This window comes from Klebsiella sp. 141161 (genome assembly GCF_050600815.1).
Lineage (GTDB): Bacteria > Pseudomonadota > Gammaproteobacteria > Enterobacterales > Enterobacteriaceae > Klebsiella > Klebsiella aerogenes.
This window is the reverse complement of sequence record NZ_JAQIRN010000015.1, coordinates 1-26,215: the sequence shown is the minus strand read 5'-3', so window position 1 is coordinate 26,215 and position 26,215 is coordinate 1. Positions and strand designations below refer to the sequence as shown.

47 protein-coding genes are annotated in these 26,215 nt (G+C 51.3%); 7 read left to right on the top strand and 40 right to left on the bottom strand.

Annotation, left to right across the window (positions count from 1 at the left end):
* Positions 1 to 285 precede the first annotated feature (285 nt).
* Positions 286 to 840 carry a gamma carbonic anhydrase family protein gene (locus PGR79_RS23670; RefSeq protein WP_213795093.1) on the top strand — a complete coding sequence of 185 codons (555 nt, stop codon included), beginning with the start codon at positions 286 to 288 and terminating at the stop codon, positions 838 to 840.
* Here the strand turns inward: PGR79_RS23670 and PGR79_RS23665 are convergent.
* Genes PGR79_RS23665 through dprA form a run of 6 tightly spaced genes read right to left on the bottom strand, consistent with a single transcriptional unit; the run spans position 816 to position 4,607 of the window.
* Positions 816 to 1,073, bottom strand: a complete 258-nt coding sequence (locus tag PGR79_RS23665) for a DUF1488 domain-containing protein (RefSeq protein WP_213317989.1) — start codon at positions 1,071 to 1,073, stop codon at positions 816 to 818. The two genes, PGR79_RS23670 and PGR79_RS23665, sit on opposite strands and share 25 nt — an antisense overlap.
* Positions 1,070 to 1,888 (bottom strand): shikimate dehydrogenase, encoded by an 819-nt coding sequence (gene aroE / locus PGR79_RS23660; protein ID WP_271032737.1) that lies wholly within the window; start codon positions 1,886 to 1,888, stop codon positions 1,070 to 1,072. The genes PGR79_RS23665 and aroE overlap by 4 nt, the downstream gene beginning before the upstream one ends.
* Positions 1,889 to 1,891: 3 nt before the next feature.
* Entirely contained in the window at positions 1,892 to 2,464 is a 573-nt protein-coding gene (gene tsaC, locus PGR79_RS23655) for an L-threonylcarbamoyladenylate synthase type 1 TsaC (RefSeq protein WP_430922615.1), read from the bottom strand.
* Positions 2,457 to 3,011, bottom strand: a complete 555-nt coding sequence (locus tag PGR79_RS23650) for a topoisomerase DNA-binding C4 zinc finger domain-containing protein (protein ID WP_430922613.1) — start codon at positions 3,009 to 3,011, stop codon at positions 2,457 to 2,459. The genes tsaC and PGR79_RS23650 overlap by 8 nt, the downstream gene beginning before the upstream one ends.
* A gap of 26 nt (positions 3,012 to 3,037) precedes the next feature.
* Positions 3,038 to 3,511, bottom strand: coding sequence for a DUF494 family protein Smg (gene smg, locus PGR79_RS23645; RefSeq protein WP_015369440.1), 474 nt, complete (start codon positions 3,509 to 3,511; stop codon positions 3,038 to 3,040).
* Positions 3,483 to 4,607, bottom strand: coding sequence for a DNA-protecting protein DprA (dprA, locus tag PGR79_RS23640; protein WP_113375068.1), 1,125 nt, complete (start codon positions 4,605 to 4,607; stop codon positions 3,483 to 3,485). The genes smg and dprA overlap by 29 nt, the downstream gene beginning before the upstream one ends.
* A gap of 128 nt (positions 4,608 to 4,735) precedes the next feature.
* On the opposite strand from dprA, the gene def reads away from it, so the two are divergent.
* The 5 genes from def to mscL all read left to right on the top strand — a co-directional run bounded on the left by def (position 4,736) and on the right by mscL (position 9,498).
* Complete coding sequence (def, locus tag PGR79_RS23635) at positions 4,736 to 5,245, top strand: peptide deformylase (RefSeq protein ID WP_430922610.1); 510 nt, start codon at positions 4,736 to 4,738, stop codon at positions 5,243 to 5,245.
* Positions 5,246 to 5,259: 14 nt separating this feature from the next.
* Entirely contained in the window at positions 5,260 to 6,207 is a 948-nt protein-coding gene (gene fmt, locus PGR79_RS23630; protein ID WP_113375067.1) for a methionyl-tRNA formyltransferase, read from the top strand.
* Between the two features lie 52 nt (positions 6,208 to 6,259).
* A complete protein-coding gene (gene rsmB, locus PGR79_RS23625; protein WP_087859641.1) occupies positions 6,260 to 7,555 on the top strand; it encodes a 16S rRNA (cytosine(967)-C(5))-methyltransferase RsmB in 1,296 nt (431 codons plus the stop codon).
* 13 nt (positions 7,556 to 7,568) lie between these two features.
* Positions 7,569 to 8,945, top strand: a complete 1,377-nt coding sequence (gene trkA / locus PGR79_RS23620; protein ID WP_015369435.1) for a Trk system potassium transporter TrkA — start codon at positions 7,569 to 7,571, stop codon at positions 8,943 to 8,945.
* Between the two features lie 142 nt (positions 8,946 to 9,087).
* Positions 9,088 to 9,498: a large-conductance mechanosensitive channel protein MscL gene (gene mscL / locus PGR79_RS23615; RefSeq protein ID WP_015369434.1), complete on the top strand. Its 411-nt coding sequence runs from the start codon at positions 9,088 to 9,090 to the stop codon at positions 9,496 to 9,498.
* Here mscL and PGR79_RS23610 read toward each other — a convergent pair whose 3' ends face one another.
* The 31 genes from PGR79_RS23610 to rpsJ all read right to left on the bottom strand — a co-directional run bounded on the left by PGR79_RS23610 (position 9,499) and on the right by rpsJ (position 24,330).
* Entirely contained in the window at positions 9,499 to 9,714 is a 216-nt protein-coding gene (locus PGR79_RS23610) for an alternative ribosome-rescue factor A (protein ID WP_015703639.1), read from the bottom strand.
* A 57-nt stretch (positions 9,715 to 9,771) separates the two neighbouring features.
* On the bottom strand, positions 9,772 to 10,197 hold the full coding sequence (gene zntR, locus PGR79_RS23605) for a Zn(2+)-responsive transcriptional regulator (RefSeq protein WP_015369432.1): 426 nt from the start codon (positions 10,195 to 10,197) through the stop codon (positions 9,772 to 9,774).
* 2 nt (positions 10,198 to 10,199) lie between these two features.
* The gene (locus tag PGR79_RS23600; protein ID WP_045389777.1) at positions 10,200 to 10,568 is read right to left on the bottom strand and encodes a DUF1992 domain-containing protein; all 369 of its coding nucleotides are present in this window, start codon (positions 10,566 to 10,568) and stop codon (positions 10,200 to 10,202) included.
* A gap of 108 nt (positions 10,569 to 10,676) precedes the next feature.
* Positions 10,677 to 11,063, bottom strand: a complete 387-nt coding sequence (gene rplQ, locus PGR79_RS23595; RefSeq protein WP_004868344.1) for a 50S ribosomal protein L17 — start codon at positions 11,061 to 11,063, stop codon at positions 10,677 to 10,679.
* Between the two features lie 40 nt (positions 11,064 to 11,103).
* Positions 11,104 to 12,093, bottom strand: coding sequence for a DNA-directed RNA polymerase subunit alpha (locus PGR79_RS23590; RefSeq protein ID WP_002438685.1), 990 nt, complete (start codon positions 12,091 to 12,093; stop codon positions 11,104 to 11,106).
* 25 nt (positions 12,094 to 12,118) lie between these two features.
* Positions 12,119 to 12,739, bottom strand: a complete 621-nt coding sequence (gene rpsD / locus PGR79_RS23585) for a 30S ribosomal protein S4 (RefSeq protein WP_002919224.1) — start codon at positions 12,737 to 12,739, stop codon at positions 12,119 to 12,121.
* 32 nt (positions 12,740 to 12,771) lie between these two features.
* The gene (rpsK, locus tag PGR79_RS23580; protein WP_004388621.1) at positions 12,772 to 13,161 is read right to left on the bottom strand and encodes a 30S ribosomal protein S11; all 390 of its coding nucleotides are present in this window, start codon (positions 13,159 to 13,161) and stop codon (positions 12,772 to 12,774) included.
* Positions 13,162 to 13,177: 16 nt separating this feature from the next.
* Complete coding sequence (gene rpsM, locus PGR79_RS23575) at positions 13,178 to 13,534, bottom strand: 30S ribosomal protein S13 (protein ID WP_015369429.1); 357 nt, start codon at positions 13,532 to 13,534, stop codon at positions 13,178 to 13,180.
* A 146-nt stretch (positions 13,535 to 13,680) separates the two neighbouring features.
* Complete coding sequence (gene rpmJ, locus PGR79_RS23570) at positions 13,681 to 13,797, bottom strand: 50S ribosomal protein L36 (RefSeq protein ID WP_000868187.1); 117 nt, start codon at positions 13,795 to 13,797, stop codon at positions 13,681 to 13,683.
* A 31-nt stretch (positions 13,798 to 13,828) separates the two neighbouring features.
* Positions 13,829 to 15,160, bottom strand: coding sequence for a preprotein translocase subunit SecY (gene secY, locus PGR79_RS23565; RefSeq protein WP_015703640.1), 1,332 nt, complete (start codon positions 15,158 to 15,160; stop codon positions 13,829 to 13,831).
* 7 nt (positions 15,161 to 15,167) lie between these two features.
* Entirely contained in the window at positions 15,168 to 15,602 is a 435-nt protein-coding gene (gene rplO, locus PGR79_RS23560; protein WP_015369426.1) for a 50S ribosomal protein L15, read from the bottom strand.
* 3 nt (positions 15,603 to 15,605) lie between these two features.
* On the bottom strand, positions 15,606 to 15,785 hold the full coding sequence (gene rpmD / locus PGR79_RS23555) for a 50S ribosomal protein L30 (protein ID WP_001140434.1): 180 nt from the start codon (positions 15,783 to 15,785) through the stop codon (positions 15,606 to 15,608).
* 3 nt (positions 15,786 to 15,788) lie between these two features.
* A complete protein-coding gene (gene rpsE, locus PGR79_RS23550) occupies positions 15,789 to 16,292 on the bottom strand; it encodes a 30S ribosomal protein S5 (RefSeq protein ID WP_015703641.1) in 504 nt (167 codons plus the stop codon).
* Between the two features lie 14 nt (positions 16,293 to 16,306).
* The gene (rplR, locus tag PGR79_RS23545; protein ID WP_006817270.1) at positions 16,307 to 16,660 is read right to left on the bottom strand and encodes a 50S ribosomal protein L18; all 354 of its coding nucleotides are present in this window, start codon (positions 16,658 to 16,660) and stop codon (positions 16,307 to 16,309) included.
* Between the two features lie 9 nt (positions 16,661 to 16,669).
* Positions 16,670 to 17,203, bottom strand: coding sequence for a 50S ribosomal protein L6 (rplF, locus tag PGR79_RS23540; protein ID WP_008807049.1), 534 nt, complete (start codon positions 17,201 to 17,203; stop codon positions 16,670 to 16,672).
* Between the two features lie 12 nt (positions 17,204 to 17,215).
* A complete protein-coding gene (gene rpsH, locus PGR79_RS23535; protein ID WP_008807048.1) occupies positions 17,216 to 17,608 on the bottom strand; it encodes a 30S ribosomal protein S8 in 393 nt (130 codons plus the stop codon).
* A 33-nt stretch (positions 17,609 to 17,641) separates the two neighbouring features.
* The gene (gene rpsN / locus PGR79_RS23530; protein ID WP_002919667.1) at positions 17,642 to 17,947 is read right to left on the bottom strand and encodes a 30S ribosomal protein S14; all 306 of its coding nucleotides are present in this window, start codon (positions 17,945 to 17,947) and stop codon (positions 17,642 to 17,644) included.
* Positions 17,948 to 17,961: 14 nt separating this feature from the next.
* Positions 17,962 to 18,501 carry a 50S ribosomal protein L5 gene (gene rplE, locus PGR79_RS23525; protein WP_003031123.1) on the bottom strand — a complete coding sequence of 180 codons (540 nt, stop codon included), beginning with the start codon at positions 18,499 to 18,501 and terminating at the stop codon, positions 17,962 to 17,964.
* Between the two features lie 14 nt (positions 18,502 to 18,515).
* Complete coding sequence (gene rplX / locus PGR79_RS23520) at positions 18,516 to 18,830, bottom strand: 50S ribosomal protein L24 (RefSeq protein WP_015369424.1); 315 nt, start codon at positions 18,828 to 18,830, stop codon at positions 18,516 to 18,518.
* 10 nt (positions 18,831 to 18,840) lie between these two features.
* A complete protein-coding gene (rplN, locus tag PGR79_RS23515; protein WP_000613954.1) occupies positions 18,841 to 19,212 on the bottom strand; it encodes a 50S ribosomal protein L14 in 372 nt (123 codons plus the stop codon).
* 164 nt (positions 19,213 to 19,376) lie between these two features.
* Complete coding sequence (gene rpsQ, locus PGR79_RS23510; protein WP_002438707.1) at positions 19,377 to 19,631, bottom strand: 30S ribosomal protein S17; 255 nt, start codon at positions 19,629 to 19,631, stop codon at positions 19,377 to 19,379.
* Positions 19,631 to 19,822: a 50S ribosomal protein L29 gene (gene rpmC / locus PGR79_RS23505; protein ID WP_002919754.1), complete on the bottom strand. Its 192-nt coding sequence runs from the start codon at positions 19,820 to 19,822 to the stop codon at positions 19,631 to 19,633. Before rpmC ends, rpsQ begins: the two co-directional genes overlap by 1 nt.
* Positions 19,822 to 20,232 carry a 50S ribosomal protein L16 gene (rplP, locus tag PGR79_RS23500; RefSeq protein ID WP_002919759.1) on the bottom strand — a complete coding sequence of 137 codons (411 nt, stop codon included), beginning with the start codon at positions 20,230 to 20,232 and terminating at the stop codon, positions 19,822 to 19,824. The genes rpmC and rplP overlap by 1 nt, the downstream gene beginning before the upstream one ends.
* Positions 20,233 to 20,244: 12 nt before the next feature.
* Positions 20,245 to 20,943: a 30S ribosomal protein S3 gene (gene rpsC, locus PGR79_RS23495; RefSeq protein ID WP_002919766.1), complete on the bottom strand. Its 699-nt coding sequence runs from the start codon at positions 20,941 to 20,943 to the stop codon at positions 20,245 to 20,247.
* A gap of 17 nt (positions 20,944 to 20,960) precedes the next feature.
* On the bottom strand, positions 20,961 to 21,293 hold the full coding sequence (gene rplV, locus PGR79_RS23490; RefSeq protein WP_002919773.1) for a 50S ribosomal protein L22: 333 nt from the start codon (positions 21,291 to 21,293) through the stop codon (positions 20,961 to 20,963).
* A gap of 14 nt (positions 21,294 to 21,307) precedes the next feature.
* Positions 21,308 to 21,586, bottom strand: a complete 279-nt coding sequence (gene rpsS / locus PGR79_RS23485) for a 30S ribosomal protein S19 (RefSeq protein ID WP_001138115.1) — start codon at positions 21,584 to 21,586, stop codon at positions 21,308 to 21,310.
* 16 nt (positions 21,587 to 21,602) lie between these two features.
* On the bottom strand, positions 21,603 to 22,424 hold the full coding sequence (gene rplB, locus PGR79_RS23480; RefSeq protein WP_015369423.1) for a 50S ribosomal protein L2: 822 nt from the start codon (positions 22,422 to 22,424) through the stop codon (positions 21,603 to 21,605).
* 17 nt (positions 22,425 to 22,441) lie between these two features.
* Positions 22,442 to 22,744: a 50S ribosomal protein L23 gene (rplW, locus tag PGR79_RS23475; RefSeq protein WP_000617546.1), complete on the bottom strand. Its 303-nt coding sequence runs from the start codon at positions 22,742 to 22,744 to the stop codon at positions 22,442 to 22,444.
* Complete coding sequence (gene rplD, locus PGR79_RS23470) at positions 22,741 to 23,346, bottom strand: 50S ribosomal protein L4 (RefSeq protein WP_000424395.1); 606 nt, start codon at positions 23,344 to 23,346, stop codon at positions 22,741 to 22,743. The genes rplW and rplD overlap by 4 nt, the downstream gene beginning before the upstream one ends.
* Positions 23,347 to 23,356: 10 nt before the next feature.
* A complete protein-coding gene (gene rplC / locus PGR79_RS23465; protein ID WP_003031117.1) occupies positions 23,357 to 23,986 on the bottom strand; it encodes a 50S ribosomal protein L3 in 630 nt (209 codons plus the stop codon).
* Positions 23,987 to 24,018: 32 nt separating this feature from the next.
* Positions 24,019 to 24,330: a 30S ribosomal protein S10 gene (rpsJ, locus tag PGR79_RS23460; RefSeq protein WP_001181005.1), complete on the bottom strand. Its 312-nt coding sequence runs from the start codon at positions 24,328 to 24,330 to the stop codon at positions 24,019 to 24,021.
* A 376-nt stretch (positions 24,331 to 24,706) separates the two neighbouring features.
* Here rpsJ and PGR79_RS23455 point away from each other — a divergent pair, with 376 nt between their 5' ends.
* Positions 24,707 to 25,189 carry a prepilin peptidase gene (locus PGR79_RS23455; RefSeq protein WP_162750251.1) on the top strand — a complete coding sequence of 161 codons (483 nt, stop codon included), beginning with the start codon at positions 24,707 to 24,709 and terminating at the stop codon, positions 25,187 to 25,189.
* Here the strand turns inward: PGR79_RS23455 and bfr are convergent.
* The 3 genes from bfr to PGR79_RS23440 form a co-directional block, all read right to left on the bottom strand.
* Positions 25,173 to 25,649: a bacterioferritin gene (gene bfr, locus PGR79_RS23450; protein ID WP_430922607.1), complete on the bottom strand. Its 477-nt coding sequence runs from the start codon at positions 25,647 to 25,649 to the stop codon at positions 25,173 to 25,175. The two genes, PGR79_RS23455 and bfr, sit on opposite strands and share 17 nt — an antisense overlap.
* A 74-nt stretch (positions 25,650 to 25,723) precedes the next feature.
* Positions 25,724 to 25,918: a bacterioferritin-associated ferredoxin gene (gene bfd, locus PGR79_RS23445; protein ID WP_015369419.1), complete on the bottom strand. Its 195-nt coding sequence runs from the start codon at positions 25,916 to 25,918 to the stop codon at positions 25,724 to 25,726.
* Positions 25,919 to 26,098: 180 nt separating this feature from the next.
* Positions 26,099 to 26,215, bottom strand: a 117-nt coding sequence (locus tag PGR79_RS23440) for an elongation factor Tu (protein ID WP_000531011.1), incomplete at its 5' end; no start/stop codon positions are given.

Here is a 26,215-nt window from a genome sequence, read left to right as displayed (position 1 = left end):
TACGCTTTCCTCTTTCAGAGTCAACCCTGAATTTCAGAATTTTTCTCTTCAACCGAACCGGCTGTTTGTGTGAAGTGATTCACATCCGCCGTGTCAGTGGGTGCGCATTATAGGGATCCCATTTTTTTGCACAAGCCTTTTTTCGATCTTTTTTTCTGAATGATGGTTTTTCGCGCTTTTCGCGCTGTTATTGCTCAAATAGCTCAATTTTTATCAGAAAAATGGGTTGCGGGAGCGCCAGAAAGCTTCCAAAGTCTGGTTATCTACCCTGATATTGAGGCAGCCATGTCCAGTTATTTACGTCCTTATAAAGAATTATTTCCTCAAATCGGTCTGCGGGTGATGGTGGATCCCAGCAGCGTTGTGATAGGCGACGTCAGAATTGCCGATGATGTAAGCATTTGGCCGTTGGTCGCCATCCGCGGCGACGTGAACTATGTATCGATCGGCGCACGTTCGAATATTCAGGACGGCAGCGTCCTACATGTTACCCACAAGTCTTCTTATAACCCTGAGGGTAATCCCCTGCTCATCGGCGAAGATGTTACCGTCGGGCATAAGGTCATGCTGCACGGCTGCACTATCGGCAATCGCATTCTTGTCGGAATGGGGTCAATTCTGCTGGATGGCGTGGTGGTAGAGGATGACGTGATGATCGGCGCCGGCAGCCTGGTTCCGCAAAACAAGCGTCTGGAAAGCGGATATCTCTACTTTGGCAATCCGGTAAAACAAATCCGCCCCCTGACGGAGGCGGAATATGCAGGCCTGAAGTATTCAGCCAACAACTATGTGAAATGGAAAAACGACTACCTGGATCAGGAAAACCAAATCCAACCCTGATGGTCTTCTTGCCGATCGCGAATCAGCGCTTCCGCTTCATCTTCCAGATCCCAGCGATGTTCACTAAAGAGAGCCAGCCACTGCGCTGGCTCATCGCCACCAAACCGTTGCTGCAGTGTCTTACCGCGAATCGCGCAAGTTAACTGCATCCCATTGACCAGCGCGGGGAAAACGATGCATTGCCGTTCGGCGTCCCACTCTTCTCTATCGGGAAATTGGATCGCCTGGTTCACGCATTCAGTTCCTGATGTAAAACAGCAATCACCGGGGCAATCTCCGGTAGTCTACCGTGCCACAACAGAACGGCATGGGCGGCCTGAGCCACCAGCATTCCTAATCCATCAGCCAGTTTTTTAGCGCCATACTGTTGGCACCAATGCAGAAATGGCGTATTTCCTTTCTGATAAAACATGTCATAACAGTAAACGTCGGCATGAATCAACGAAGATGGTATTGCCGGGATATCGCCGCTGATACCGCTGGACGTCGCGTTAATAATGAGGTCGAACTGATGGCCTTCCAGTTTATCCAGCGATAATGCGCTCACGCTGCCGGTATGAGCAAATAACGTTGCCAGTTCATGAGCACGGGAAAAAGTACGGTTAACAATAGTGACCGCGCAATCTAAAGAGAGCAGCGGTAATAATACGCCGCGTGATGCGCCGCCTGCGCCAATCAATAAAATCCTCATACCAGGTTTGATAAAGCCCAGGCGCTCTAAATCGCTTAATAACCCTATGCCATCCGTATTGTCGCCAAGCAAACGGCCATCTTCCAGGCGCTTCAACGTATTGACAGCGCCAGCCAGCGCGGCGCGTTCAGTGAGTTCATCGGCGCGGGCAAACGCTTCTTCTTTAAAGGGAACGGTCACATTAGCGCCCTTACCGCCTGTGTTGAAGAAAGCGTCCAGAGTATTCACAAAATCATCTAATGGCGCCAGTACCCGACCATAGGGGTGCGCAATATGTAACTGTTTGGCAAACAGCTGATGAATAGAAGGCGACTTGCTATGGGCTATAGGGTTACCAAAAACGGCATAAGTTTCCATAAATTACCCCTGGCGGAACTGTTCACCCGTCAGGGCATCACGGATTTCAGATGGGTTTTGCCGCCCGCCCGTAGCGCCATCCACCACCGGAAAACTATCGCCAAACTGGGCGCGTACTTCAGCAGTGGTCCGACACGGCGGCTGCCCGGTTAAGTTGGCGCTCGTCGAGACCAGTGGTTTTCCGTAGGCTTCGCATAATTCAATCACCAGCGGATGATTAGTAACGCGCACGGCCAGCGAATCGAAGCGCCCCGTCAGCCAGCGTGGGGTATCCGGGCGCGCCGGGAACACGAACGTCACCGGGCCGGGCCAACAGGAAAAGATCGCTTCACGCTGCGCGTCGCTTAACCGGGAATCATCAATATACGGTTGCAACTGTTCATAGCTGGCGGCGATAAGAATTAATCCCTTTTCAACAGGACGCTGTTTTAACGCCAGAAGGCGCATTACGGCCGTTTCGCTATCCGGATCGCAACCGACGCCGAATACCGCTTCGGTTGGATAGGCGATGACATGTTCATTATTCAGTACCGCCACAGCCTGTGCGACGGTTTCTGAGGGCAGGTTTTTATTCACTTATTTGTTCCGCCGGGATCGGCTTTCCACATTGTTTACTGGCGCAAAAGCGTTTAACGCCTTGTGCCGTTTTCTTTTCTATTAATAGCGGGTAATGGCATTCAGGGCATTCGCCCGCCACCGGTTTAAAATTAATTACGAACTGGCAATCAGGATAGCGATCGCAGGAATGAAAGGTTTTACCAAAACGGGAGCGACGCTGCACCAGATGACCCTGTCCGCATTGCGGACACGCGATAGCGGTCTCATCAGGTTTATCAATCAACTCGGTATGTTCGCATTCGGGATAGCGACTGCAGCCGATGAACATACCAAAACGCCCCTGGCGTAACACCATGACAGCGCCGCAAGATGGGCACTCTTGCCCCTCCAGCACCTTGACGATATGTCCATCCGCCTGGTTTTTCAGGGGACGGACATAGTCACAGTCCGGATAGTGAGAACAGCCGAGAAACGGGCCATGTTTCCCGGAACGAATCACCAGTTCGGCCCCGCACTGCGGGCAGGGCTCGTTTTTACGCACCGAAAACAGTGCTGATTTGGTCATAACAACTCGATGTTGCTGCAATAAGATTAATGCAGCATACCTTCATTTACTTCGAAGAGTAATTCTTCCATTTGCTGATAGGCGTTTTCACAGCCTGGAATATTAAACAGAACCATCAGGATCACCCATTTCAGGTCTTCCAGTTCAAACTCTGCCGTATCCAGCGCCAGTACGCGCTCTATCACCATTTCTCGCGTTTCGAGGTTCAACACCTGGATCTGCTCGAGGAAGAGTAAAAATCCTCGACAGCTGGCATCCAGACGCTGGCACTCTTCATCGGTGTATACCCGAAGAGAGAGCGGGTCGGAGGCGAGCTGCATGGGTTCAACGAGACCTTCCTGATAATCAGCCAGTTTCTCGAGCCACATTAACGCGTTATAGATATCTTCCCGCTCAAAACCTGCATCGGTCAGATCCCGCGTCAGTTTGTCCTGATCCACGCGCATTTCTGCTTCGTTATGGATATAAGTCTCAAACAAATACATGAGTACGTCGAACATGGCTTGCCCTCCTTAATCGGACATAGCCGCCGGGTACAGCTGCGATCCAGCCTGCTAACTCCAGTTCAAGTAGCTGGGCTACGGTTACTGGCACAGATTGGCCGGCACGTTCAGCGACAACGTCAACAGGTGTTACCTCATCTCCTACGTTAGCCAGGAGCTCTGGAAATGGCAATGCTACAGGAGGCCGATCTGCGTAATTATTTAGCAAATCAGCGGTATCCTTCCTCGCTGACAGCTCGTATTGCCAATGTTCAAGGATCTCTTCCGGCGCGGTAACGGGAACCGCGCCCTGCTTTATCAGCCAGTGCGGCCCTTCAGAGCCAGGATTGCCAATGGGTCCTGGCAGGGCAAAAACGTCTCTACCCTGCTCCAACGCGCAGCGGACAGTTACCAGGGAACCGCTTTTCAAGGCGGCCTCAATGACCAGTACACCTGCGCTTAAGCCGCTGATAATCCGGTTGCGGCGCGGAAAATTACCCGGTAGAGGCGGCGCTGAGAGAGGAAATTCGGAAAGTAGCGCGCCGCCGCTTTCTACGATCTGCTTTGCCAAAGCCCGATGCCGGTGCGGGTAGACATCAGAGAGACCGTTACCTAATACGGCGATGGTTTTTCCCGTTGCCGCTAACGCCCCGCGATGGGCGATGCCATCAATGCCCATCGCCAGACCACTGGTAATGGTCAATCCATACTGCGCCAGCGCTTCACTGAAGGATTTTCCCCATTGCGCGCCGTACCACGAGTGCGCGCGGCTTCCGATGATAGCCAACTGTCGGCTACACAGGAGATCGACGTTACCGCAGACCAGCAGCGCGCCGGGATAATCATCGATAGCGCGTAGCTGCGGCGGATAGCGTGCATGATCCGCCGAAATCAGATGATGTTCTGGTTGCGCTAACCATTGCAGTGAGGCGTCAATCTCCTGTTGTTTAAAGGCAAGAAACTGTATTGCCTGTGCTTTAGTTAAACCGGCTTCACGCAACGTTTCATTATCCGAATGACCTGCGCCAGCCAGCCGTCGCGCAATCAGTACCATTTCATCGCCATACAGGTTATTCACCCGCATCAGGCGCAACCAAATATCCGTGGGCGTCATCCGTTCCCCCTGCCATTAGCGGCTCAGCCAATCCTTGTGATTGGTTAGCGAGACTGTCAATTAGAGGGGGTTTTGTCTAGAATAGAGGTAATAATCTTATCAACTACTGAATACGACTCTGGATCTTTATGGCAGTTTTGCAAGTGTTACATATTCCGGACGAGCGCCTTCGCAAAGTCGCCGAGCCGGTCAAAGAAGTGAATGCAGAAATTCAGCGTATCGTCGATGATATGTTCGACACGATGTACGCTGAAGAAGGTATCGGTCTGGCCGCCACGCAGGTGGATATTCACCAGCGTATTATCGTTATTGATGTCTCGGAAAACCGTGAAGAGCGCCTGGTGCTCATCAACCCAGAGCTACTCGAAAAAGACGGTGAAACCGGTATTGAAGAAGGTTGTTTGTCGATTCCGGAACAACGTGCGCTGGTTCCACGTGCCGAAACCGTAAGAATCCGCGCGTTGGACCGTGAAGGCAACGCTTTCGAACTGGAAGCTGATGGCTTGTTGGCTATCTGTATCCAGCATGAAATGGATCACCTGGTCGGTAAGCTGTTCATTGACTATCTGTCGCCGCTCAAACAGCAGCGCATTCGTCAGAAAGTTGAAAAACTGGATCGTTTACGCGCCCGTGCCTGATAACAAGGATTAACGTGTCACAAACACTACGTATCATTTTCGCCGGAACCCCCGACTTTGCAGCGCGTCACCTTGACGCGCTGTTGTCGTCTGAACATCAGGTGGTTGGCGTATTTACTCAGCCCGACCGCCCTGCTGGTCGCGGCAAAAAATTGATGCCGAGCCCGGTAAAAGTGCTGGCTGAAGCCAATAATCTACCGGTCTTCCAGCCATCCTCCCTACGTCCGCAGGAAAATCAGCAGTTGGTTGCCGACCTTAACGCCGATGTTATGGTCGTCGTGGCTTACGGACTGATCCTGCCGAAAGCGGTTCTTGAAATGCCGCGTTTGGGCTGCATTAACGTTCACGGCTCCCTGCTTCCTCGCTGGCGTGGCGCAGCGCCGATTCAGCGTTCGCTATGGGCTGGCGATGCCGAAACCGGTGTCACCATCATGCAGATGGACGTCGGTCTTGATACCGGCGACATGCTGTATAAGCTCTCCTGCCCGATTACCGCGGAAGATACCAGCGGCAGCCTGTACGATAAGCTGGCCGACCTTGGACCTGAGGGTCTACTGGCGACTTTAGCGCAGCTGGCAGAGGGTAGCGCAGAGCCTGAAGTTCAGGACGAATCGCTTGTCAGCTACGCCGAGAAGCTGAGTAAAGAAGAGGCCCGTATTGATTGGTCGCTTTCCGCAGAACAGCTCGAACGCTGTATCCGCGCATTTAATCCCTGGCCGATGAGCTGGCTGGAGATCGATGAGCAACCGGTGAAGGTGTGGCGTGCATCCGTTATTACAGAATCCGCCAACGCAGAGCCAGGCACGATCGTCGCTGCAAGCAAACAGGGGATCCAGGTCGCCACCGGCAACGGGATTCTGAATCTGGAATCGCTGCAGCCGGCAGGGAAAAAAGCGATGAGTGCCCAGGATTTACTGAACTCTCGCCGGGAATGGTTTATCCCCGGAAACCGTCTTGCCTGACGCACTTCTCTTCTAAAGCCCGGGTTCGCCGGGCATTTTTATTTTTGCGCTTATGAAAAAGAATATTAATTTACGCAGCCTGGCAGCCCAGGCCATTGAGCAGGTCGTTGAGAAAGGCCAGTCTTTAAGCAATGTTCTGCCGCCACTGCAGCAAAAAGTGAGCGAGAAAGACAAAGCGCTGCTGCAAGAACTGTGCTTTGGCGTCTTGCGAACCTTAAGCCAACTCGAGTGGTTGATCGGTAAGCTGATGGCCCGCCCGATGACAGGCAAACAGCGTACCGTACATTTCCTGATCATGGTCGGTCTGTATCAGCTGCTCTATACCCGTATTCCCCCGCACGCCGCGCTAGCGGAAACGGTGGAAGGCGCGGTGGCAATTAAGCGTCCGCAGCTTAAAGGGCTTATTAATGGCGTATTACGCCAGTTCCAGCGCCAGCAGGAAGAGCTGCTGGCCGAATTCGCCCAGCACGAGAACCGTTATCTCCATCCTAAATGGCTGCTTAAACGTCTGCAGCAGGCCTGGCCGCAACAATGGCAGGATATTGTGTCAGCCAATAATCTACGTCCGCCAATGTGGCTGCGCGTGAATCGCAATCATCATTCGCGAGATGAATGGCTCGCACTGCTGGAAGACGCTGGTTTACAGGGTTTCACTCACCCGGACTATCCGGATGCCGTCCGTCTTGCGACCCCAGCCCCGGTCCATGCATTACCAGGATTTGATAAAGGCTGGGTAACCGTTCAGGACGCATCAGCCCAGGGCTGCATGCGCTATTTGCAACCGGCAAACGGCGAGCGCATTCTCGATCTCTGCGCGGCGCCGGGCGGCAAGACGACGCATATTCTGGAAGTCGCGCCGCAGGCGAATTTGATGGCGGTCGACATCGACCAACAGCGCCTGTCCCGTGTCTATGACAACCTGAAACGTCTGGGCATGAAAGCAGAAGTGAAACAGGGCGATGGCCGCTATCCTGAACAGTGGTGCGGCGATGAGCAGTTCGACCGTATTTTGCTTGATGCGCCATGTTCAGCTACTGGCGTTATTCGTCGCCATCCGGATATTAAATGGCTGCGCCGGGATCGCGATATCGCCGAGCTGGCGCAATTACAGGCAGAAATTCTCGATGCCACCTGGGCTCATTTGAAACCGGGCGGTACGCTGGTCTATGCGACATGCTCTATTTTGCCGGAAGAGAACAGCCAACAAATCGCCGCTTTCCTGACCCGTACCAGAGATGCCGAACTCCATGAGACGGGAACGCCGGAAAACCCGGGTCAGCAAAATCTGCCAGGGGCGGAAGAAGGCGATGGCTTCTTTTACGCTAAGCTAATCAAAAAGCGGAATTAATGGGTCACTGCTGATGAAGATTATTATTCTTGGCGCCGGACAGGTAGGCGGCACGCTGGCGGAAAATCTCGTTGGCGAAAACAACGATATTACCTTGGTCGATACCAACGGTGACCGTCTGCGCGGTCTGCAGGATAAGTTCGATCTCCGCGTCGTTCAGGGCCACGGTTCGCATCCGCGCGTGCTGCGCGAAGCCGGCGCCGATGATGCCGATATGCTGGTCGCCGTGACAAGCTCAGATGAAACTAACATGGTGGCCTGTCAGGTTGCCTATTCGCTGTTTAATACGCCGAATCGTATCGCCCGAATTCGTTCGCCGGACTACGTTCGCGATGCCGATAAACTTTTCCATTCAGAAGCGGTACCGATTGACCATCTGATCGCCCCGGAGCAGTTAGTCATCGATAACATCTACCGCCTGATCGAATATCCAGGCGCACTGCAGGTAGTGAACTTCGCCGAAGGAAAAGTGAGCCTGGCCGTTGTGAAGGCTTATTACGGTGGGCCGCTGGTCGGTAATGCGCTCTCCACGATGCGCGAACATATGCCGCACATCGACACCCGCGTTGCGGCAATTTTCCGCCACGACCGACCGATTCGCCCACAGGGATCAACCATCGTAGAAGCTGGCGACGAAGTCTTCTTTATCGCCGCATCGCAACATATTCGCGCCGTAATGAGCGAACTCCAACGTCTGGAGAAACCCTACAAACGAATTATGCTGGTCGGCGGCGGCAACATCGGCGCGGGTCTCGCGCACCGCCTGGAGAAAGACTACAGCGTGAAGTTGATCGAGCGCGATCAACAGCGCGCGGCTGAACTTGCCGAAAAGCTGCAGAACACGATCGTCTTTTATGGCGATGCGTCGGATCAAGAGTTACTGGCGGAAGAACATATCGATCAAGTCGATCTCTTTATTGCCGTCACCAACGATGACGAAGCCAATATCATGTCGGCAATGCTGGCCAAGCGGATGGGCGCGAAGAAGGTCATGGTGCTGATCCAGCGTCGCGCGTATGTCGATCTGGTTCAGGGAAGCGTGATTGATATTGCTATATCTCCGCAGCAAGCCACGATTTCTGCATTGCTGAGCCACGTACGTAAAGCTGATATTGTCGGTGTTTCGTCACTACGCCGCGGCGTTGCCGAAGCCATTGAGGCCGTCGCGCATGGCGATGAAAGCACCTCGCGGGTAGTTGGCCGTTCAATTGATGAAATTAAGCTGCCGCCGGGAACTATTATTGGCGCGGTGGTACGCGGTAATGACGTAATGATCGCCAATAATAATTTACGTATTGAGCAAGGCGACCACGTAATTATGTTCCTGACCGACAAGAAATTTATCTCCGACGTTGAGAGACTATTCCAGCCAAGTCCGTTCTTCCTGTAATTCCAATGGGCGTCGCTCAGACGCCTTTTTATTATCCCTTATTTATCAATGGATAATATTTTCCGGCAATTATTCAACAGCAATGGAAAATGGAAATACATTTGATAAACTTATCAATGTCAGCTGGCTCAAGGAGAGTAAAATGGGTATGTTAAAAGAATTCCGCGAATTCGCAATGCGCGGGAATGTTGTCGATTTGGCAGTGGGTGTCATCATTGGTGCGGCATTCGGTAAAATTGTATCGTCTTTAGTGGCCGATATTATTATGCCTCCGCTGGGTTTGCTCATTGGCGGTATCGACTTTAAACAGTTCGCCGTTACGCTACGCGATGCGCAGGGAGATGTCCCGGCCGTTGTCATGCATTATGGTGTGTTTATTCAGAACGTCTTTGATTTCATCATTGTTGCCTTCGCGATTTTCATGGCAATCAAACTGATGAATAAACTGAACCGTAAGAAAGAAGAAGCGCCTGCCGCTCCGGCGCCGAGCAAAGAAGAAGTACTACTGAGTGAAATTCGCGATCTGTTAAAAGAACAAAACAACCGTTCTTAATCAGCACACAGAAAGCAGAAGGCCAGTGGTAAAAAAGCGATTCGCTTGCTTGCCACTGGCCTCCCGATCATTCCGCCCCGCATGTTTATCTTTACGTTGATAGCTTCCTTTCCCTTTCTTATTTTTCTCAACCCGCTGTCTGAATAATGGGTCATGCAGTAATGCCTCAATCGCATTATCTTTAATTTGCCCTTTGGTATGCTGATAGCGACTCATAGTAACTCCAGTCAATGTATGAATTCGGCGCGAGTGTAGATCCGCGCACGGAAAAAATCAACGCCCGGCATGGCTACCGCTGGCGCCTTGCTCTAAAGCTTCGAGAATCGAGCAGTAAACGCTACTGTGCGCCGTGCCGCAACAGGCATCATTCAGACGCTGCAGAGAACGCCGCATCGTTTCCAGTTCTTTGATACGCGCTTCGACTTCACTTAGCCGGGCCTGGACGATCCCTTTAGACTCCTGGCAAGTATGATGTTCGGGATCGATACGGATCGATAATAATTCGCGGATCGATTCGAGGGTGAAACCTAATTGCCGGGCATAGCGGATAAAACGCAGGCGCTGCAGATCGTTATCCGAATAGAGGCGAAAACCGCCTTCAGTGCGAATATCGTGATCCATCATTTGCTGCTTTTCATAATAGCGGATGGTATCCGGGGTGACATCAGCCAGTTTGGCCAGTTCGCCAATCCGATACATAGCTACTCCTCGTTAATTTTGTGCCACAGTCTGTCGGCATAATCACCGCGTAGAAAATCGGTATTCATACCCGCCTGACGTAATTTCAGTTCAAACAGAGTCAAGCGACGGTTTAACTCGGTATACCGTGGGTCATCATGCTCTACGGTCTTGAGTAAGTCGCTCAACGCCATGGCATCTCTACGTAACTCAAGCTCCGGTGGTAAGCAGCCGGCGTTTTTTAATAAACGATAGCCGGCGCGCAGCTCCGGAGGCACGTGTGAATCATCATCCAGCGCCAGCGGTTCGCCGCTGCCCGTCAGATTATCAAACTCGCCTTTAGACTGTGCATCGAGGATGTGGCGTTCCGCCCACTGGTCCAGTAACCACATTATACGGCTCCCAGGAATGAACAAAAAGAGTACAGATAGTGTAGTGAAGTGGGATTGCGGTAGATATAAAAAAACCCGCCGGGGCGGGTTTTTTTACGTTACTACAGATTACTCTGCAGCAGCTTCTGCTTTCAGCTCAGCACGATCAACCAGCTCGATGTATGCCATCGGCGCGTTGTCGCCTGCACGGAAGCCACACTTCAGAATGCGAGTGTAACCACCGGCGCGGCTCGCGAAACGCGGGCCCAGCTCGTTAAACAGTTTTGCCACGATCTCGTTATCACGAGTGCGGGCGAATGCCAGACGACGATTAGCAACGCTATCAGTCTTGGCAAGAGTAATCAGCGGCTCAACTACGCGACGCAGTTCTTTCGCTTTCGGCAGGGTCGTCTTGATGATCTCATGACGAACCAGCGAACCTGCCATGTTACGGAACATAGCCTGGCGATGGCTGCTGTTGCGGTTCAGTTGACGACCACTCTTACGATGGCGCATGACCTTATCCTTCTCAGTAAAACCTTAACCTGTGATCCGGTTACTCGTCAGCAATGCTTGCCGGCGGCCAGTTTTCCAGGCGCATGCCCAGAGACAGACCACGTGAAGCCAGCACGTCTTTAATCTCGGTAAGAGATTTTTTACCCAGGTTCGGCGTTTTCAGCAACTCAACCTCGGTACGCTGTACCAGATCACCGATATAGTGGATAGCTTCTGCCTTGAGGCAGTTAGCAGAGCGGACAGTCAATTCCAGATCGTCAACAGGGCGCAGCAGGATCGGATCGAACTCTGGTTTCTCTTCTTTCACTTCCGGCTGACGTACATCACGTAAGTCAACGAAAGCTTCCAGTTGTTCAGCCAGAATGGTTGCCGCACGACGAATCGCCTCTTCAGGATCGATTGTGCCGTTGGTTTCCATCTCGATGACCAGCTTGTCCAGGTCGGTACGCTGCTCAACACGCGCGGCTTCAACATTGTAGGCAATACGCTCTACAGGGCTGTAGCAGGCGTCGACCAGCAGACGGCCGATTGGGCGCTCATCTTCTTCCGAATGAATTCGGGCAGAAGCCGGCACATAACCGCGACCGCGCTGAACTTTGATGCGCATGCTAATAGATGCGTTCTCATCGGTCAGGTGGCAGATCACGTGCTGCGGCTTGACGATTTCGACATCACCGTCGTGGGTAATGTCGGCTGCAGTCACAGGGCCAATGCCAGATTTATTCAAAGTAAGGATGACTTCATCTTTACCCTGAACTCTCACCGCCAGCCCTTTCAGGTTGAGCAGGATTTCAAGGATGTCTTCCTGAACGCCTTCTTTGGTGCTGTACTCGTGCAGTACACCATCAATCTCAACCTCGGTCACCGCGCAACCCGGCATCGATGAGAGCAGAATACGGCGCAGTGCGTTACCCAGAGTATGGCCGAAGCCACGCTCTAAAGGCTCAAGGGTCACCTTGGCGTGCGTCGAACTCACTTGCTCGATATCGACCAGGCGCGGTTTTAGAAACTCTGTCACAGAACCCTGCATTGTGTCCTCTCTTTGGTACTAAGCTTTACTTGGAGTAAAGCTCGACGATCAGGTGTTCGTTAATGTCCGCAGACAGATCAGAACGCTCCGGCTGACGCTTGAACGTACCTTCCATCTTGCCAGCATCAACTTCCAGCCAGGTTGGCTTTTCACGCTGCTCAGCCAGCTCCAGAGCGGCTTTCACGCGAGATTGCTTTTTCGCTTTCTCACGGATGCTAACAACGTCATTCGCTTTTACCTGATAAGAAGCGATGTTAACAACACGACCGTTTACCATGATAGCCTTGTGGCTAACCAGCTGGCGTGCTTCAGCACGAGTGGCGCCGAAGCCCATACGGTATACAACGTTGTCCAGACGACCTTCCAGCAGAGCCAACAGGTTTTCACCGGTGTTGCCTTTCAGACGTGCTGCTTCTTTATAGTAGTTACGGAACTGACGCTCCAGCACACCGTACATACGGCGAACTTTTTGCTTTTCACGCAACTGCACACCATAGTCAGACAGACGCGGCTTACGCGCACCGTGCTGGCCAGGAGCTTGTTCAATTTTACACTTGGTATCGATCGCGCGAACGCCAGACTTAAGGAATAAGTCAGTGCCCTCACGACGGCTCAGCTTGAGCTTAGGACCCAAATATCTTGCCATTTTCTTTCTCCAACAATCCTAGAAACGAGGCGTTATACGCGACGTTTTTTCGGCGGACGACAACCGTTATGAGGGATCGGAGTCACATCAGTAATATTAGTGATGCGGAAACCAGCGGCGTTCAGTGCACGAATAGTAGATTCGCGACCTGGACCCGGACCTTTAACCATAACTTCCAGATTCTTGATGCCGTATTCTTTTACGGCTTCTGCGCAACGCTCTGCTGCAACCTGAGCTGCAAACGGAGTGGATTTGCGAGAACCACGGAAACCGGAACCACCGGCTGTTGCCCAACCCAGCGCGTTACCCTGACGATCAGTGATGGTAACGATGGTGTTGTTAAAAGAAGCATGGATATGAGCCACGCCATCAGAGACTTGTTTTCTTACACGCTTACGTGCACGAACTGGTGCCTTTGCCATTATTCAATCACCCCGATTATTTCTTGATCGGTTTACGCGGACCCTTACGGGTACGTGCGTTGGTCTTAGTACGCTGACCGCGAACCGGAAGACCACGACGATGGCGTAAACCACGGTAGCAACCAAGGTCCATCAGACGCTTGATGCTCAGGGTGATTTCACGGCGCAGATCACCTTCAACGACAAATTTACCTACTGCTTCACGCAGAGAATCAATCTGTTCTTCAGACAGCTCACTGATCTTAACATTTTCAGCGATACCCGTTTCAGCGCAGATGGCTTTAGAGCGGGTCTTGCCGATACCAAAAATTGCGGTTAAAGCAATTACGGTATGTTTCTGATCAGGAATGTTAATGCCTGCTATACGGGCCACTATGCACTCCTACTATTTAATATGTACGTACCATGCTGAAAAGCCCGTTTTCAGGATACTCAAATGGAAACGTACAGACATACAAAAGATTGGCTGGCTAATCTAGCCAGCTCAACCCAACTTTGCAAGAAAAATATGCGAATAAATCAGCCTTGGCGCTGTTTATGCTTTGGCTCGGCACTGCAAATCACACGGATGACACCATCACGCTTAACGATTTTGCAGTTACGGCATAATTTCTTGACGGAAGCACGAACTTTCATTTTTACTCTCCGTAACTTCTCGGGCGACCAGTTAGCGGCCGTAGCCTTTCAGGTTCGCCTTCTTCAATGCAGACTCATACTGACTAGACATCATCAGAGTTTGCACTTGAGCCATAAAGTCCATAATCACGACGACAACAATAAGCAGCGAGGTTCCACCGAAGTAGAACGGCACTTTCATTGCATCACGCATGAACTCCGGGATCAGGCAGATAAAAGTGATATACAACGCACCGACCAGAGTCAGGCGGGTCATTACTTTATCGATATACTTCGCCGTTTGTTCTCCCGGACGAATTCCTGGTACAAATGCACCGGACTTCTTCAGGTTATCTGCTGTTTCACGCGGGTTGAAAACCAACGCCGTGTAGAAGAAACAGAAGAAGATGATTGCAGACGCATAGAGTAACACATAAAGCGGTTGCCCAGGCTGCAAATACAGCGAAATTGTTGTCAGCCAGTTCCAACCAGTACCGCCCCCGAACCATGACGTGATGGTCGCCGGGAACAGAATAATACTGGAAGCGAAGATTGCCGGGATTACCCCCGCCATATTCACTTTCAGCGGTAAATGTGTGCTCTGTGCAGCATAGACACGACGACCCTGTTGACGCTTAGCGTAGTTTACCACAATGCGGCGTTGACCACGTTCAACGAATACAACGAAGAAGGTCACTGCAAATACTAATACTGCAACCAACAGCAACAGGAGGAAGTGCAGGTCGCCTTGACGCGCTTGCTCGATAGTATGGGCGATGGCCGGCGGGAGTCCCGCAACGATCCCGGCGAAGATCAGGATCGAGATACCGTTTCCGATACCGCGTTCGGTGATCTGTTCGCCGAGCCACATCAGGAACATAGTCCCTGTGACCAGACTAACAACAGCGGTGAAATAGAATGCAAAGCCCGGATTAATCACCAGGCCCTGCATACCAGGCATATTCGGCAGACCGGTAGCAATACCGATCGACTGGAATATAGCCAGCACCAGAGTACCGTAGCGGGTGTACTGGCTGATCTTACGACGACCAGACTCCCCTTCTTTCTTCAGTTCTGCCAGCGGTTGATAAACAACGGTCAGCAGCTGGACAATGATCGACGCCGAAATATACGGCATGATCCCCAGAGCAAAGATAGAAGCACGGCTGAGAGCACCACCAGAGAACATGTTAAACATTTCAATGATGGTGCCTCGCTGTTGCTCAAGCAGTTTGGCAAGTACAGTGGCATCAATACCAGGGATCGGAATAAAAGAGCCAATACGGAACACAATCAGCGCACCGATAACAAACAAAAGTCTGCGTTTCAGTTCGCCAATTCCACCTTTGGCACTTTGAAAATCTAATCCCGGTTGTTTAGCCATCTGCTACTTATTCCTCAATTTTACCGCCAGCAGCTTCGATAGCAGCACGAGCGCCTTTAGTCACGCGCAGGCCACGAACAGTTACCGGACGAGTTACCTCACCAGACAGGATCACTTTCGCGAACTCGATCTGGATACCGATAATGTTAGCCGCTTTCAGCGTGTTCAGGTCTACCACATCGCCTTCTACGTGAGCCAGATCAGACAGACGAACTTCTGCAGTGATCATTGCTTTACGAGAAGTGAAGCCGAATTTCGGCAGACGACGGTACAGTGGCATCTGACCACCCTCGAAACCGCGACGTACGCCACCGCCAGAACGAGAGTTCTGACCTTTGTGACCACGACCACCGGTTTTACCGAGGCCAGAACCGATACCACGACCCAGGCGTTTACCCGCCTTTTTGGAGCCTTCGGCCGGAGACAGAGTATTTAAACGCATCTCTTACTCCTCAACTTTAACCATGAAGGAAACCGCGTTGACCATACCACGAACAGCAGGAGTATCCTCGCGTTCTACGGTGTGACCAATACGACGCAGACCCAGGCCAAGCAGCGTTGCCTTGTGTTTCGGCAAACGACCGATTGCACTGCGGGTTTGAGTAATTTTAATAGTCTTTGCCATGGTTTATTTCCCCAGAATTTCTTCAACGGATTTACCACGCTTGGCAGCGACCATATCTGGAGACTTCATATTTTCCAGGCCATCAATAGTTGCACGAACCACGTTGATCGGGTTGGTGGAACCATATGCTTTAGCCAGAACGTTACGAACCCCAGCGACTTCCAGAACGGCGCGCATTGCACCACCGGCGATGATACCGGTACCTTCGGAAGCCGGCTGCATGAATACACGAGAACCCGTGTGAGTACCCTTAACCGGGTGCTGCAGGGTGCCAGTATTCAGCGCGACGTTAATCATATTGCGACGGGCTTTTTCCATCGCTTTCTGGATCGCTGCTGGAACTTCACGCGCTTTACCGTAACCAAAACCTACGCGACCGTTACCGTCACCAACTACAGTCAGAGCTGTGAAGGAGAAAATACGACCACCTTTAACGGTTTTAGATACGCGGTTTACCGCGATCAGCTTTTCCTGCAGTTCGCCAGCTTGTTTTTCGATGTGAGCCATCTTACACCTCTACCTTAGAACTGAAGGCCAGCTTCACGGGCAGCATCTGCCAGTGCCTGGACACGACCATGATATTGGAACCCGGAACGGTCAAAGGAAACATCTTTGATGCCTTTTTCCAGAGCGCGTTCAGCAACAGCTTTACCCACAGCTGCGGCCGCGTCTTTGTTACCGGTGTACTTCAGTTGTTCAGAGATAGCTTTTTCTACAGTAGAAGCAGCTACCAGAACTTCAGAACCATTCGGAGCAATTACCTGTGCGTAAATATGACGCGGGGTACGATGTACCACCAGGCGAGTTGCACCCAGCTCCTGGAGCTTGCGGCGTGCGCGGGTCGCACGACGGATACGAGCAGATTTCTTATCCATAGTGTTACCTTACTTCTTCTTAGCCTCTTTGGTACGCACGACTTCGTCGGCGTAACGAACACCCTTGCCTTTGTAAGGCTCAGGACGACGGTAGGCGCGCAGATCTGCTGCAACCTGACCGATCACCTGCTTATCAGCGCCTTTCAGCACGATTTCAGTTTGAGTCGGGCATTCTGCAGTGATACCGGCCGGCAGCTTATGTTCAACAGGATGAGAGAAACCTAAAGCCAGGTTTACTACATCCCCTTTAACCGCTGCACGATAGCCTACACCAACCAGCTGAAGCTTTTTAGTGAAGCCTTCGGTAACACCGATAACCATTGAGTTCAGCAGGGCACGCGCGGTACCAGCCTGAGCCCATCCGTCTACGTAACCATCACGCGGACCGAAGGTCAGAGCATTATCTGCATGTTTAACTTCAACAGCATCGTTGAGAGTACGAGTCAGCTCGCCATTTTTACCTTTGATCGTAATAACCTGACCGTTGACTTTAACGTCAACGCCGGCAGGAACAACGACCGGTGCTTTAGCAACACGAGACATTTTTTCCTCCGATTAGGCTACGTAGCAGATAATTTCGCCACCAAGACCAGCTTGGCGCGCTGCACGATCAGTCATAACACCTTTAGAGGTAGAAACAACTGCGATACCCAGACCCGCCATAACTTTCGGCAGCTCATCTTTACGTTTGTAGATGCGCAGACCTGGGCGGCTGACACGCTGAATGCTTTCTACAACAGCTTTACCCTGGAAATACTTAAGAGTCAGTTCCAGTTCCGGCTTGATGTCGCCTTCAACTTTAAAATCTTCAATAAAGCCTTCTTCCTTCAGCACGTTGGCAATTGCCACTTTCAGCTTGGAGGAAGGCATGGTGACCGCAGCTTTATTCGCGGCCTGACCGTTACGGATACGGGTCAGCATATCCGCGATCGGATCTTGCATGCTCATCTGTCTTTACTCCCGTGATTCAATTGGTGACAATTACCAGCTAGCCTTTTTCAGACCCGGGATTTCACCGCGCATAGCGGCTTCACGGACCTTAATACGGCTCAACCCGAACTTCCGCAGGAAACCATGCGGACGACCTGTTTGACGGCAGCGATTACGCTGACGAGACGGGCTGGAATCACGCGGCAGAGTCTGCAGCTTGAGAACAGCGTTCCAACGATCTTCGTCGGTTGCGTTCACATCAGAGATGATAGCTTTCAGTTCAGCGCGTTTAGCGAAGAATTTATCAGCTAAAGCCACGCGCTTTACTTCGCGTGCTTTCATTGATTGCTTAGCCATTAAGTAACCCTACCTTACTTGCGGAACGGGAAGTCAAAGGCAGCCAGCAGAGCGCGGCCTTCTTCATCAGATTTCGCAGTAGTGGTAATGGTAATATCCAAACCACGAACGCGGTCGACTTTATCGTAGTCGATTTCTGGGAAGATGATCTGCTCACGGACACCCATGCTGTAGTTACCACGACCGTCGAAAGACTTAGCGGACAAGCCACGGAAGTCACGGATACGCGGTACAGCAATAGTGATCAGGCGCTCAAAGAACTCCCACATGCGCTCGCCGCGCAGAGTTACTTTACAGCCGATCGGATAGCCCTGACGGATTTTGAAGCCTGCAACTGATTTGCGTGCTTTGGTGATCAGCGGTTTTTGACCGGAGATTGCTGTCAGGTCAGCTGCTGCGTTATCCAGCAGTTTCTTGTCAGCGATCGCTTCACCAACACCCATGTTCAGGGTGATCTTCTCGACCCGAGGGACTTGCATGACAGAATTGTAGTTAAACTCAGTCATGAGTTTAGCGACTACTTCGTCTTTGTAGTAATCATGCAGTTTCGCCATCGTACTACTCCAAATTACTTGATAGTTTCGCTATTAGATTTGAAGAAACGGACTTTTTTGCCGTCTTCGAATCTAAAGCCTACACGGTCAGCCTTGCCGGTTGCCGCGTTGAAGATAGCAAGGTTAGAGACTTGAATAGCTGCTTCTTTCTCTACGATGCCGCCTGGTTGGTTCAGGGCCGGAACCGGCTTCTGATGTTTCTTAACCAGGTTGATACCTTCAACAATGACCTTGCCGGAAGACAGGACATTTTTAACTTTACCGCGTTTACCTTTATCTTTACCGGTTAACACGATAACTTCGTCATCACGACGGATTTTCGCTGCCATGATTCGCTCCTTAGAGTACTTCTGGTGCCAGAGAGATAATTTTCATGAACTTCTCGTTACGAAGTTCACGAGTTACCGGCCCAAAAATACGCGTACCGATAGGTTGCTCGCTGTTATTGTTTAAAATAACGCATGCATTACCATCGAAGCGAATGACAGAACCGTCCGGGCGACGAACACCCTTCTTGGTGCGCACCACTACCGCCTTCAGCACATCACCTTTTTTGACCTTACCACGCGGAATTGCTTCTTTGATGGTGATCTTGATGATGTCGCCTACGCCTGCGTAGCGACGGTGCGAGCCACCCAGAACCTTGATACACATTACGCGACGTGCACCGGAGTTGTCGGCGACGTTCAGCATAGTCTGTTCTTGGATCATTTTAGTGCTCCGCTAATGTCAACTACTACTGTGACCCAAAAGCTGGGTCGTTAAAAAGCCCCATATCGAGGGCGCGGCATTATAACACCGCTTCTGCAATATGGGTAGAAAAAATAAACGGCCCATCGCTGAGCCGTTTATTCGTATTGAGAATGCGTACTCTATTACAGAACCGCTTTCTCTACAACGCGAACCAGCGTCCAGGACTTAGTCTTGGACAGTGGACGGCATTCACGGATTTCAACCTTGTCGCCGATACCACATTCGTTGTTCTCGTCATGTACGTGCAGTTTGGTCGTACGTTTGATGAATTTACCGTAGATCGGGTGTTTCACAAAACGTTCGATAGCAACAACAATGGATTTCTCCATTTTGTCGCTAACTACGCGACCTTGCAGAGTACGGATTTTATCGGTCATTACGCACCCGCCTTCTGAGTCAGTAAAGTCTTAACGCGTGCAACATCACGACGCACTTGCTTCAGCAGATGAGTCTGTTGCAGCTGGCCACTTGCAGCCTGCATACGCAGGTTGAACTGCTCACGCAGCAGGTTCAGCAGCTCAGCGTTCAGCTCTTCAACGCTTTTTTCACGCAGCTCTTTTGCTTTCATTACATCACCGTCTTAGTTACAAAGGTGGTTTTGATCGGCAGTTTCGCTGCTGCCAGGCCGAATGCTTCACGGGCCAGCTCTTCCGGTACGCCGTCCATTTCATAAAGGACTTTACCCGGCTGAATCAAGGCAACCCAGTACTCCACGTTACCTTTACCTTTACCCATACGAACTTCCAGCGGCTTCTCGGTGATCGGTTTGTCCGGGAATACACGGATCCAGATCTTACCTTGACGCTTAACTGCACGGGTCATAGCACGACGTGCTGCTTCGATCTGACGTGCAGTCAGACGACCACGGCCAACAGCTTTCAGACCGAAAGTGCCGAAGCTAACATCCGTACCCTGCGCCAGACCACGGTTGCGGCCTTTGTGCACTTTACGGAATTTTGTACGCTTTGGTTGTAACATCAGCGACGCTCCTTATTTACGGCCTTTACGCTGCTGCTTTTTAGGTTGAGCAGCCGGTTCCGGTTGTTCAACAGCAGCCATACCACCCAGGATCTCACCTTTGAAGATCCATACCTTAACGCCGATTACACCGTAAGTGGTGTGCGCTTCAGAGGTGTTGTAGTCGATGTCAGCACGCAGAGTGTGCAGCGGTACGCGACCTTCACGGTACCATTCGGTACGTGCGATTTCCGCGCCGCCCAGACGGCCGCTAACTTCAACTTTGATACCTTTAGCGCCCAGACGCATTGCGTTCTGTACAGCACGCTTCATAGCACGACGGAACATAACGCGACGTTCCAGCTGAGAAGTGATGCTGTCAGCAACCAATTTAGCGTCCAGTTCAGGCTTACGAACTTCGGCAATATTGATCTGTGCAGGAACGCCAGCGATATCCGCTACGACCTTGCGCAGTTTTTCTACGTCTTCGCCTTTCTTACCGATAACGATACCCGGGCGAGCAGTGTGAATGGTCACACGGATGCTCTTAGCCGGACGCTCGATAACGATGCGAGATACAGACGCTTTAGCCAGCTCTTTAGTTAAGAACTGACGTACTTTAAAATCGCTGTCCAGGTTGTCAGCGAATTCTTTGGTGTTCGCGAACCAGGTAGAGTTCCATGGTTTGACAATACCCAGGCGAATACCATTAGGATGTACTTTCTGACCCATTGCTAGTCTCCAGAGTCTCAGCGATCGGACACAACCACAGTGATGTGGCTGGTGCGCTTCAGGATGCGATCTGCACGACCTTTAGCACGCGGCATAATGCGCTTCATGCTCGGGCCTTCGTCTACGAAAATTTTCGCAACTTTCAGATCATCAATGTCAGCGCCATCGTTGTGTTCAGCGTTAGCAATGGCAGATTCCAGTACCTTCTTGACCAGTACAGCAGCTTTTTTGTTGGTGTAGGTCAGAATATCCAGGGCCTGCGACACTTTCTTACCGCGAATCAGGTCAGCTACAAGGCGAACCTTCTGAGCAGAAGAACGAGCATGGCGATGTTGAGCTAAAGTTTCCATCTCTTCCTCCTACCTTATTTCTTCTTCGCTTTTTTATCAGCAGCGTGGCCGCGATAAGTACGAGTCGGTGCGAATTCACCCAGTTTGTGACCAACCATTTCGTCGGAAACAAAGACTGGAACGTGCTGACGACCATTATGGACAGCGATGGTCAAACCGATCATGTTAGGAAAGATCGTTGAACGACGGGACCAAGTGCGCAGGGGCTTCTTGTCTCCGCTTTCCACCGCTTTCTCTACCTTCTTCAGCAAGTGCAGGTCAATAAAAGGACCTTTCTTGAGAGAACGTGGCATGGCTTATCCTCTAAAATTATTTGCTACGGCGACGTACGATGAATTTATCAGTACGCTTGTTGCTGCGGGTCTTCTTACCTTTGGTCTGCAGGCCCCACGGGGATACCGGGTGCTTACCAAAGTTACGACCTTCACCACCACCATGTGGGTGATCGACTGGGTTCATCGCAGTACCGCGAACGGTAGGACGAACACCACGCCAGCGTGCAGCACCTGCTTTACCCAGAACGCGCAGCATATGCTCAGCATTGCCAACTTCGCCCAGAGTAGCGCGGCAGTCTGCTTCGACTTTACGCATTTCACCAGAACGCAGACGCAGGGTGACATAAGCACCGTCACGAGCAACGATCTGAACGTAAGTACCAGCGGAACGAGCCAGCTGACCGCCTTTACCTGGTTTCATTTCTACGTTATGAACGGTAGAACCAACCGGGATATTGCGCATCGGCAGGGTGTTGCCTGCTTTGATTGCAGCATCAACGCCAGACTGAATCTGGTCGCCAGCTTTCAGGCCTTTCGGGGCCAGAATGTAACGGCGCTCACCGTCTTTGTACAGAACCAGCGCGATGTTCGCGGAACGGTTCGGATCGTACTCAAGACGTTCAACAACTGCCGGGATACCATCTTTGTTGCGTTTGAAGTCAACAATACGGTAAGCCTGCTTGTGACCACCACCGATATGACGAGTGGTGATACGGCCATTGTTGTTACGACCGCCGGATTTGCTGTTTTTTTCAACCAGCGGAGCAAAAGGTTTGCCCTTGTGCAGCTCTGGGTTGACCACTTTAACAACGTGGCGACGACCCGGAGATGTCGGTTTACATTTAACAACTGCCATTGTATTACTCCTCCGACTTACTCAGCGCCGCCGACGAAGTCCAGATTCTGGCCTTCCTTCAGGGTGACGTAAGCTTTTTTCCAGTCGCTACGACGACCGATACGCTGTCCGTGACGTTTAACTTTCCCTTTAACTACCAGGGTGTTAACGACTTCGACTTCGACTTCAAACAGTTTCTGCACAGCAGCTTTGATTTCTGCTTTGGTCGCGTCTTTAGCAACTTTGAGAACGATGGTGTTGGTTTTTTCCATCGCAGTAGACGCTTTTTCAGAAACGTGCGGTGCGCGCAGCACCTTCAGCAGACGTTCTTCACGAATCATGCCAGCATCTCCTCAACTTGCTTAACAGCATCAGCAGTCATTACGACTTTGTCGAAGGCGATCAGGCTAACCGGGTCGATACCAGTCGCATCGCGTACGTCAACCTTGTGCAGGTTACGTGCGGCCAGGAACAGGTTCTCGTCCAGCTCACCGGTGATGATCAGCACATCTTCCAGAGCCATGTCTTTCAGTTTCTGAGCCAGCAGCTTAGTTTTAGGCGCTTCTACAGAGAACTTCTCGACAACGATCAGACGATCCTGACGTACCAGTTCGGACAGAATGCTTTTCAGCGCGCCGCGGTACATCTTCTTGTTAACTTTTTGACTGTGGTCCTGCGGACGAGCAGCGAAGGTTACGCCACCGGAACGCCAGATCGGGCTCTTGATAGAACCTGAACGCGCACGGCCGGTACCTTTCTGGCGCCATGGCTTTTTGCCTGAACCAGTTACTTCAGCACGAGTCTTCTGAGCACGAGTACCCTGACGCGCACCAGCTGCATAAGCAACAACAACCTGGTGAACCAGCGCTTCGTTGAAATCACGACCGAAGGTAGTTTCGGAAACAGTCAGCGCGCTCTGCGCGTCTTTCAATACTAATTCCATTGCTATCCCCTTACGCCTTCACAGCTGGTTTAACGATCAGGTCGCAGCCGGTTGCACCCGGAACACCACCTTTAACCAGCAGCAGGTTGCGCTCAGCGTCAACACGTACTACGTCCAGGCTCTGAACAGTAACGCGTTCGTTGCCCAGCTGACCTGCCATTTTCTTGCCTTTGAACACTTTGCCCGGAGTCTGGTTCTGACCGATAGAACCCGGAACGCGGTGAGACAAGGAGTTACCGTGGGTAGCGTCCTGGGTACGGAAGTTCCAGCGCTTAACGGTACCAGCGAAACCTTTACCTTTAGAGGTACCGGTTACGTCAACTTTTTTAACGTCAGCAAACAGTTCAACGCTAATGTTCTGACCAACGGTGTATTCTTCACCATCTGCCAGACGGAACTCCCACAGGCCGCGGCCAGCTTCTACGCCAGCTTTAGCAAAGTGACCAGCTTCCGGCTTAGTTACACGGTTAGCTTTTTTAGCACCAGTGGTAACCTGAACAGCGCGATAGCCATCGTTAGCCAGATCTTTAACCTGAGTAACGCGGTTTGCTTCAACTTCGATAACGGTTACTGGGATAGAGACGCCATCTTCAGTGAAGATGCGGGTCATACCCACTTTTTTACCGACTAAACCAATCATTGTATCAACCTCTCAATCGCTCGATGACCTGATTAACCCAGGCTGATCTGCACGTCTACACCGGCAGCCAGGTCCAGACGCATCAGAGCATCAACGGTTTTTTCAGTTGGCTCAACGATGTCAACCAGACGCTTGTGAGTACGAATCTCGTACTGATCACGCGCGTCTTTGTTGACGTGCGGAGAGATCAGAACGGTGAAACGCTCTTTGCGGGTCGGCAGCGGGATCGGACCACGGACTTGCGCACCAGTGCGCTTAGCAGTCTCGACGATTTCCGCGGTTGATTGATCGATCAGACGATGATCAAACGCTTTAAGGCGGATACGGATTCTTTGGTTCTGCATGAGACCAGAGCTCCAATTATTTTATAGACGAAATGATTACTCCTCATACCCATTACGATTGATGGGAGAGTGTAACCGTTCTTACAGAGTTCCCCGATTGGGAACATTGTTAGGTAGCAAACTGCGCTACCAGGGCTCATATCGAACCGGCCGTCAATTTTGACAGGCCCGCGCATTATACGCAAATTCAGGCGCGACGCAAGTGCTGATTAGAAAATCATCACCACAATTTGCGCGTCTTCCCGCGAAGGCGCTCGGCAATGCAATAACACGATAAATAAGTCAGGAAGCAGCCATCCATCTTGCACAAATGCGCGTTGCGCTAACGCGCGACGATAAGCAAAGTGAGCGCATTATCCCCGAACAGGAGTGTTCCATGCTTACCGTCCTCCCCTTCTTAGTTTGTTATTGTGGTTTAACCCTGGCGTTATGCCGGCAGGACCTGCTTCGCGGTCTTCTTCCCGACAGGCTCACCTGTCCCCTGCTGTGGAGCGGTTTTGTTTTTTACCTGTGTCTGGCGCCGCAGCGGCTTGAAGATGCCGTCTGGGGGGCTATTGCCGGCTATCTTTTTTTTGCCCTGCTCTATTGGCTATATCGCGGGCTTCGCGGATATGAGGGTTTAGGCTACGGCGACGTTAAATATCTTGCCGCCCTCGGCGCCTGGCACGGCTGGCAGAGGTTGCCACAACTGGTGTTGGTCGCATCTTTGGTTGCCGGTATGACATGGATGACATTGGCGTTGATTGGGAAGTATAAGCAACAACGAGGGGGTTTGAACAACCCGCTGCCGTTCGGGCCATTTCTGACTGCAGCGGGTTTTTGGTGCGGGTGGCAGACGTTCGCTAGTCTGACACTTTGATCTGCGATTGAAGGTAATTTTGCAGACCGATTTTGCCAATCAGATCTAACTCGGTTTCCAGCCAGTCAATATGGCCTTCCTCATCAGTAAGGATTTCAATCATCATATCGCGACTGACATAATCGTGAACGCTGTCGGCATAGGCGATTGCCTCACGCAGGTTTTGCGCGCCTTCCAGCTCCAGCCTTAAGTCAGACTGCAACATCTCTTCGACATCCTCACCGATGCCAAGTTTGCCAAGATCCTGCAGGTTAGGCAGGCCTTCAAGAAACAATATACGCTCGATGTACTTATCGGCGTGTTTCATCTCATCGATAGATTCATGGTATTCAATATCGTTGAGGCGCATCAGGCCCCAGTTCTTGAACATTCTTGCATGAAGAAAATACTGGTTAATAGCAACCAGTTCGTTTCCCAATAATTTATTGAGATAACTTATGATTTTGACATCACCTTTCATTATAAAGTCCCTCCGCTTCCACTTATTGAAGCGTAGTCCGGGCTATAAGGATGTCAAAAAGAGAAGGGTCGCGATCAGGCGATTTCTTTAAATTCCGGCATGCTGGTTAATTCATCTTCCATCACTTCACGTGCCGCGCGGACGCACTTACCGCATTGATTTCCAACGGGAATAAACTTGCGTAATTGTTGAAAAGATTGCGGTTGAAATTGACGCACAACCTGACGGATTTTTTTATCGCTTACGCCATTGCACAAACAAACGTACATATAAACTCCCGTTCAATTTATGCACAAAGTTTAAATGAGAATAGTTATGATTACAATAGGCTGTTTATTAATTATCCGTAGTGGCGCACTTTATGAATATTTAAACCATCGCGGCTTATCACCAAATCATAGACAGCAAAAAGGGCGCCGAAGCGCCCTTTTTAATTCAAAGCTAACGAATTAGCCCAGAACTTTAGCTACAACGCCCGCGCCAACGGTACGGCCGCCTTCACGGATTGCGAAACGCAGACCGTCGTCCATCGCGATCGGGTGGATCAGGGTAACAACCATTTTGAT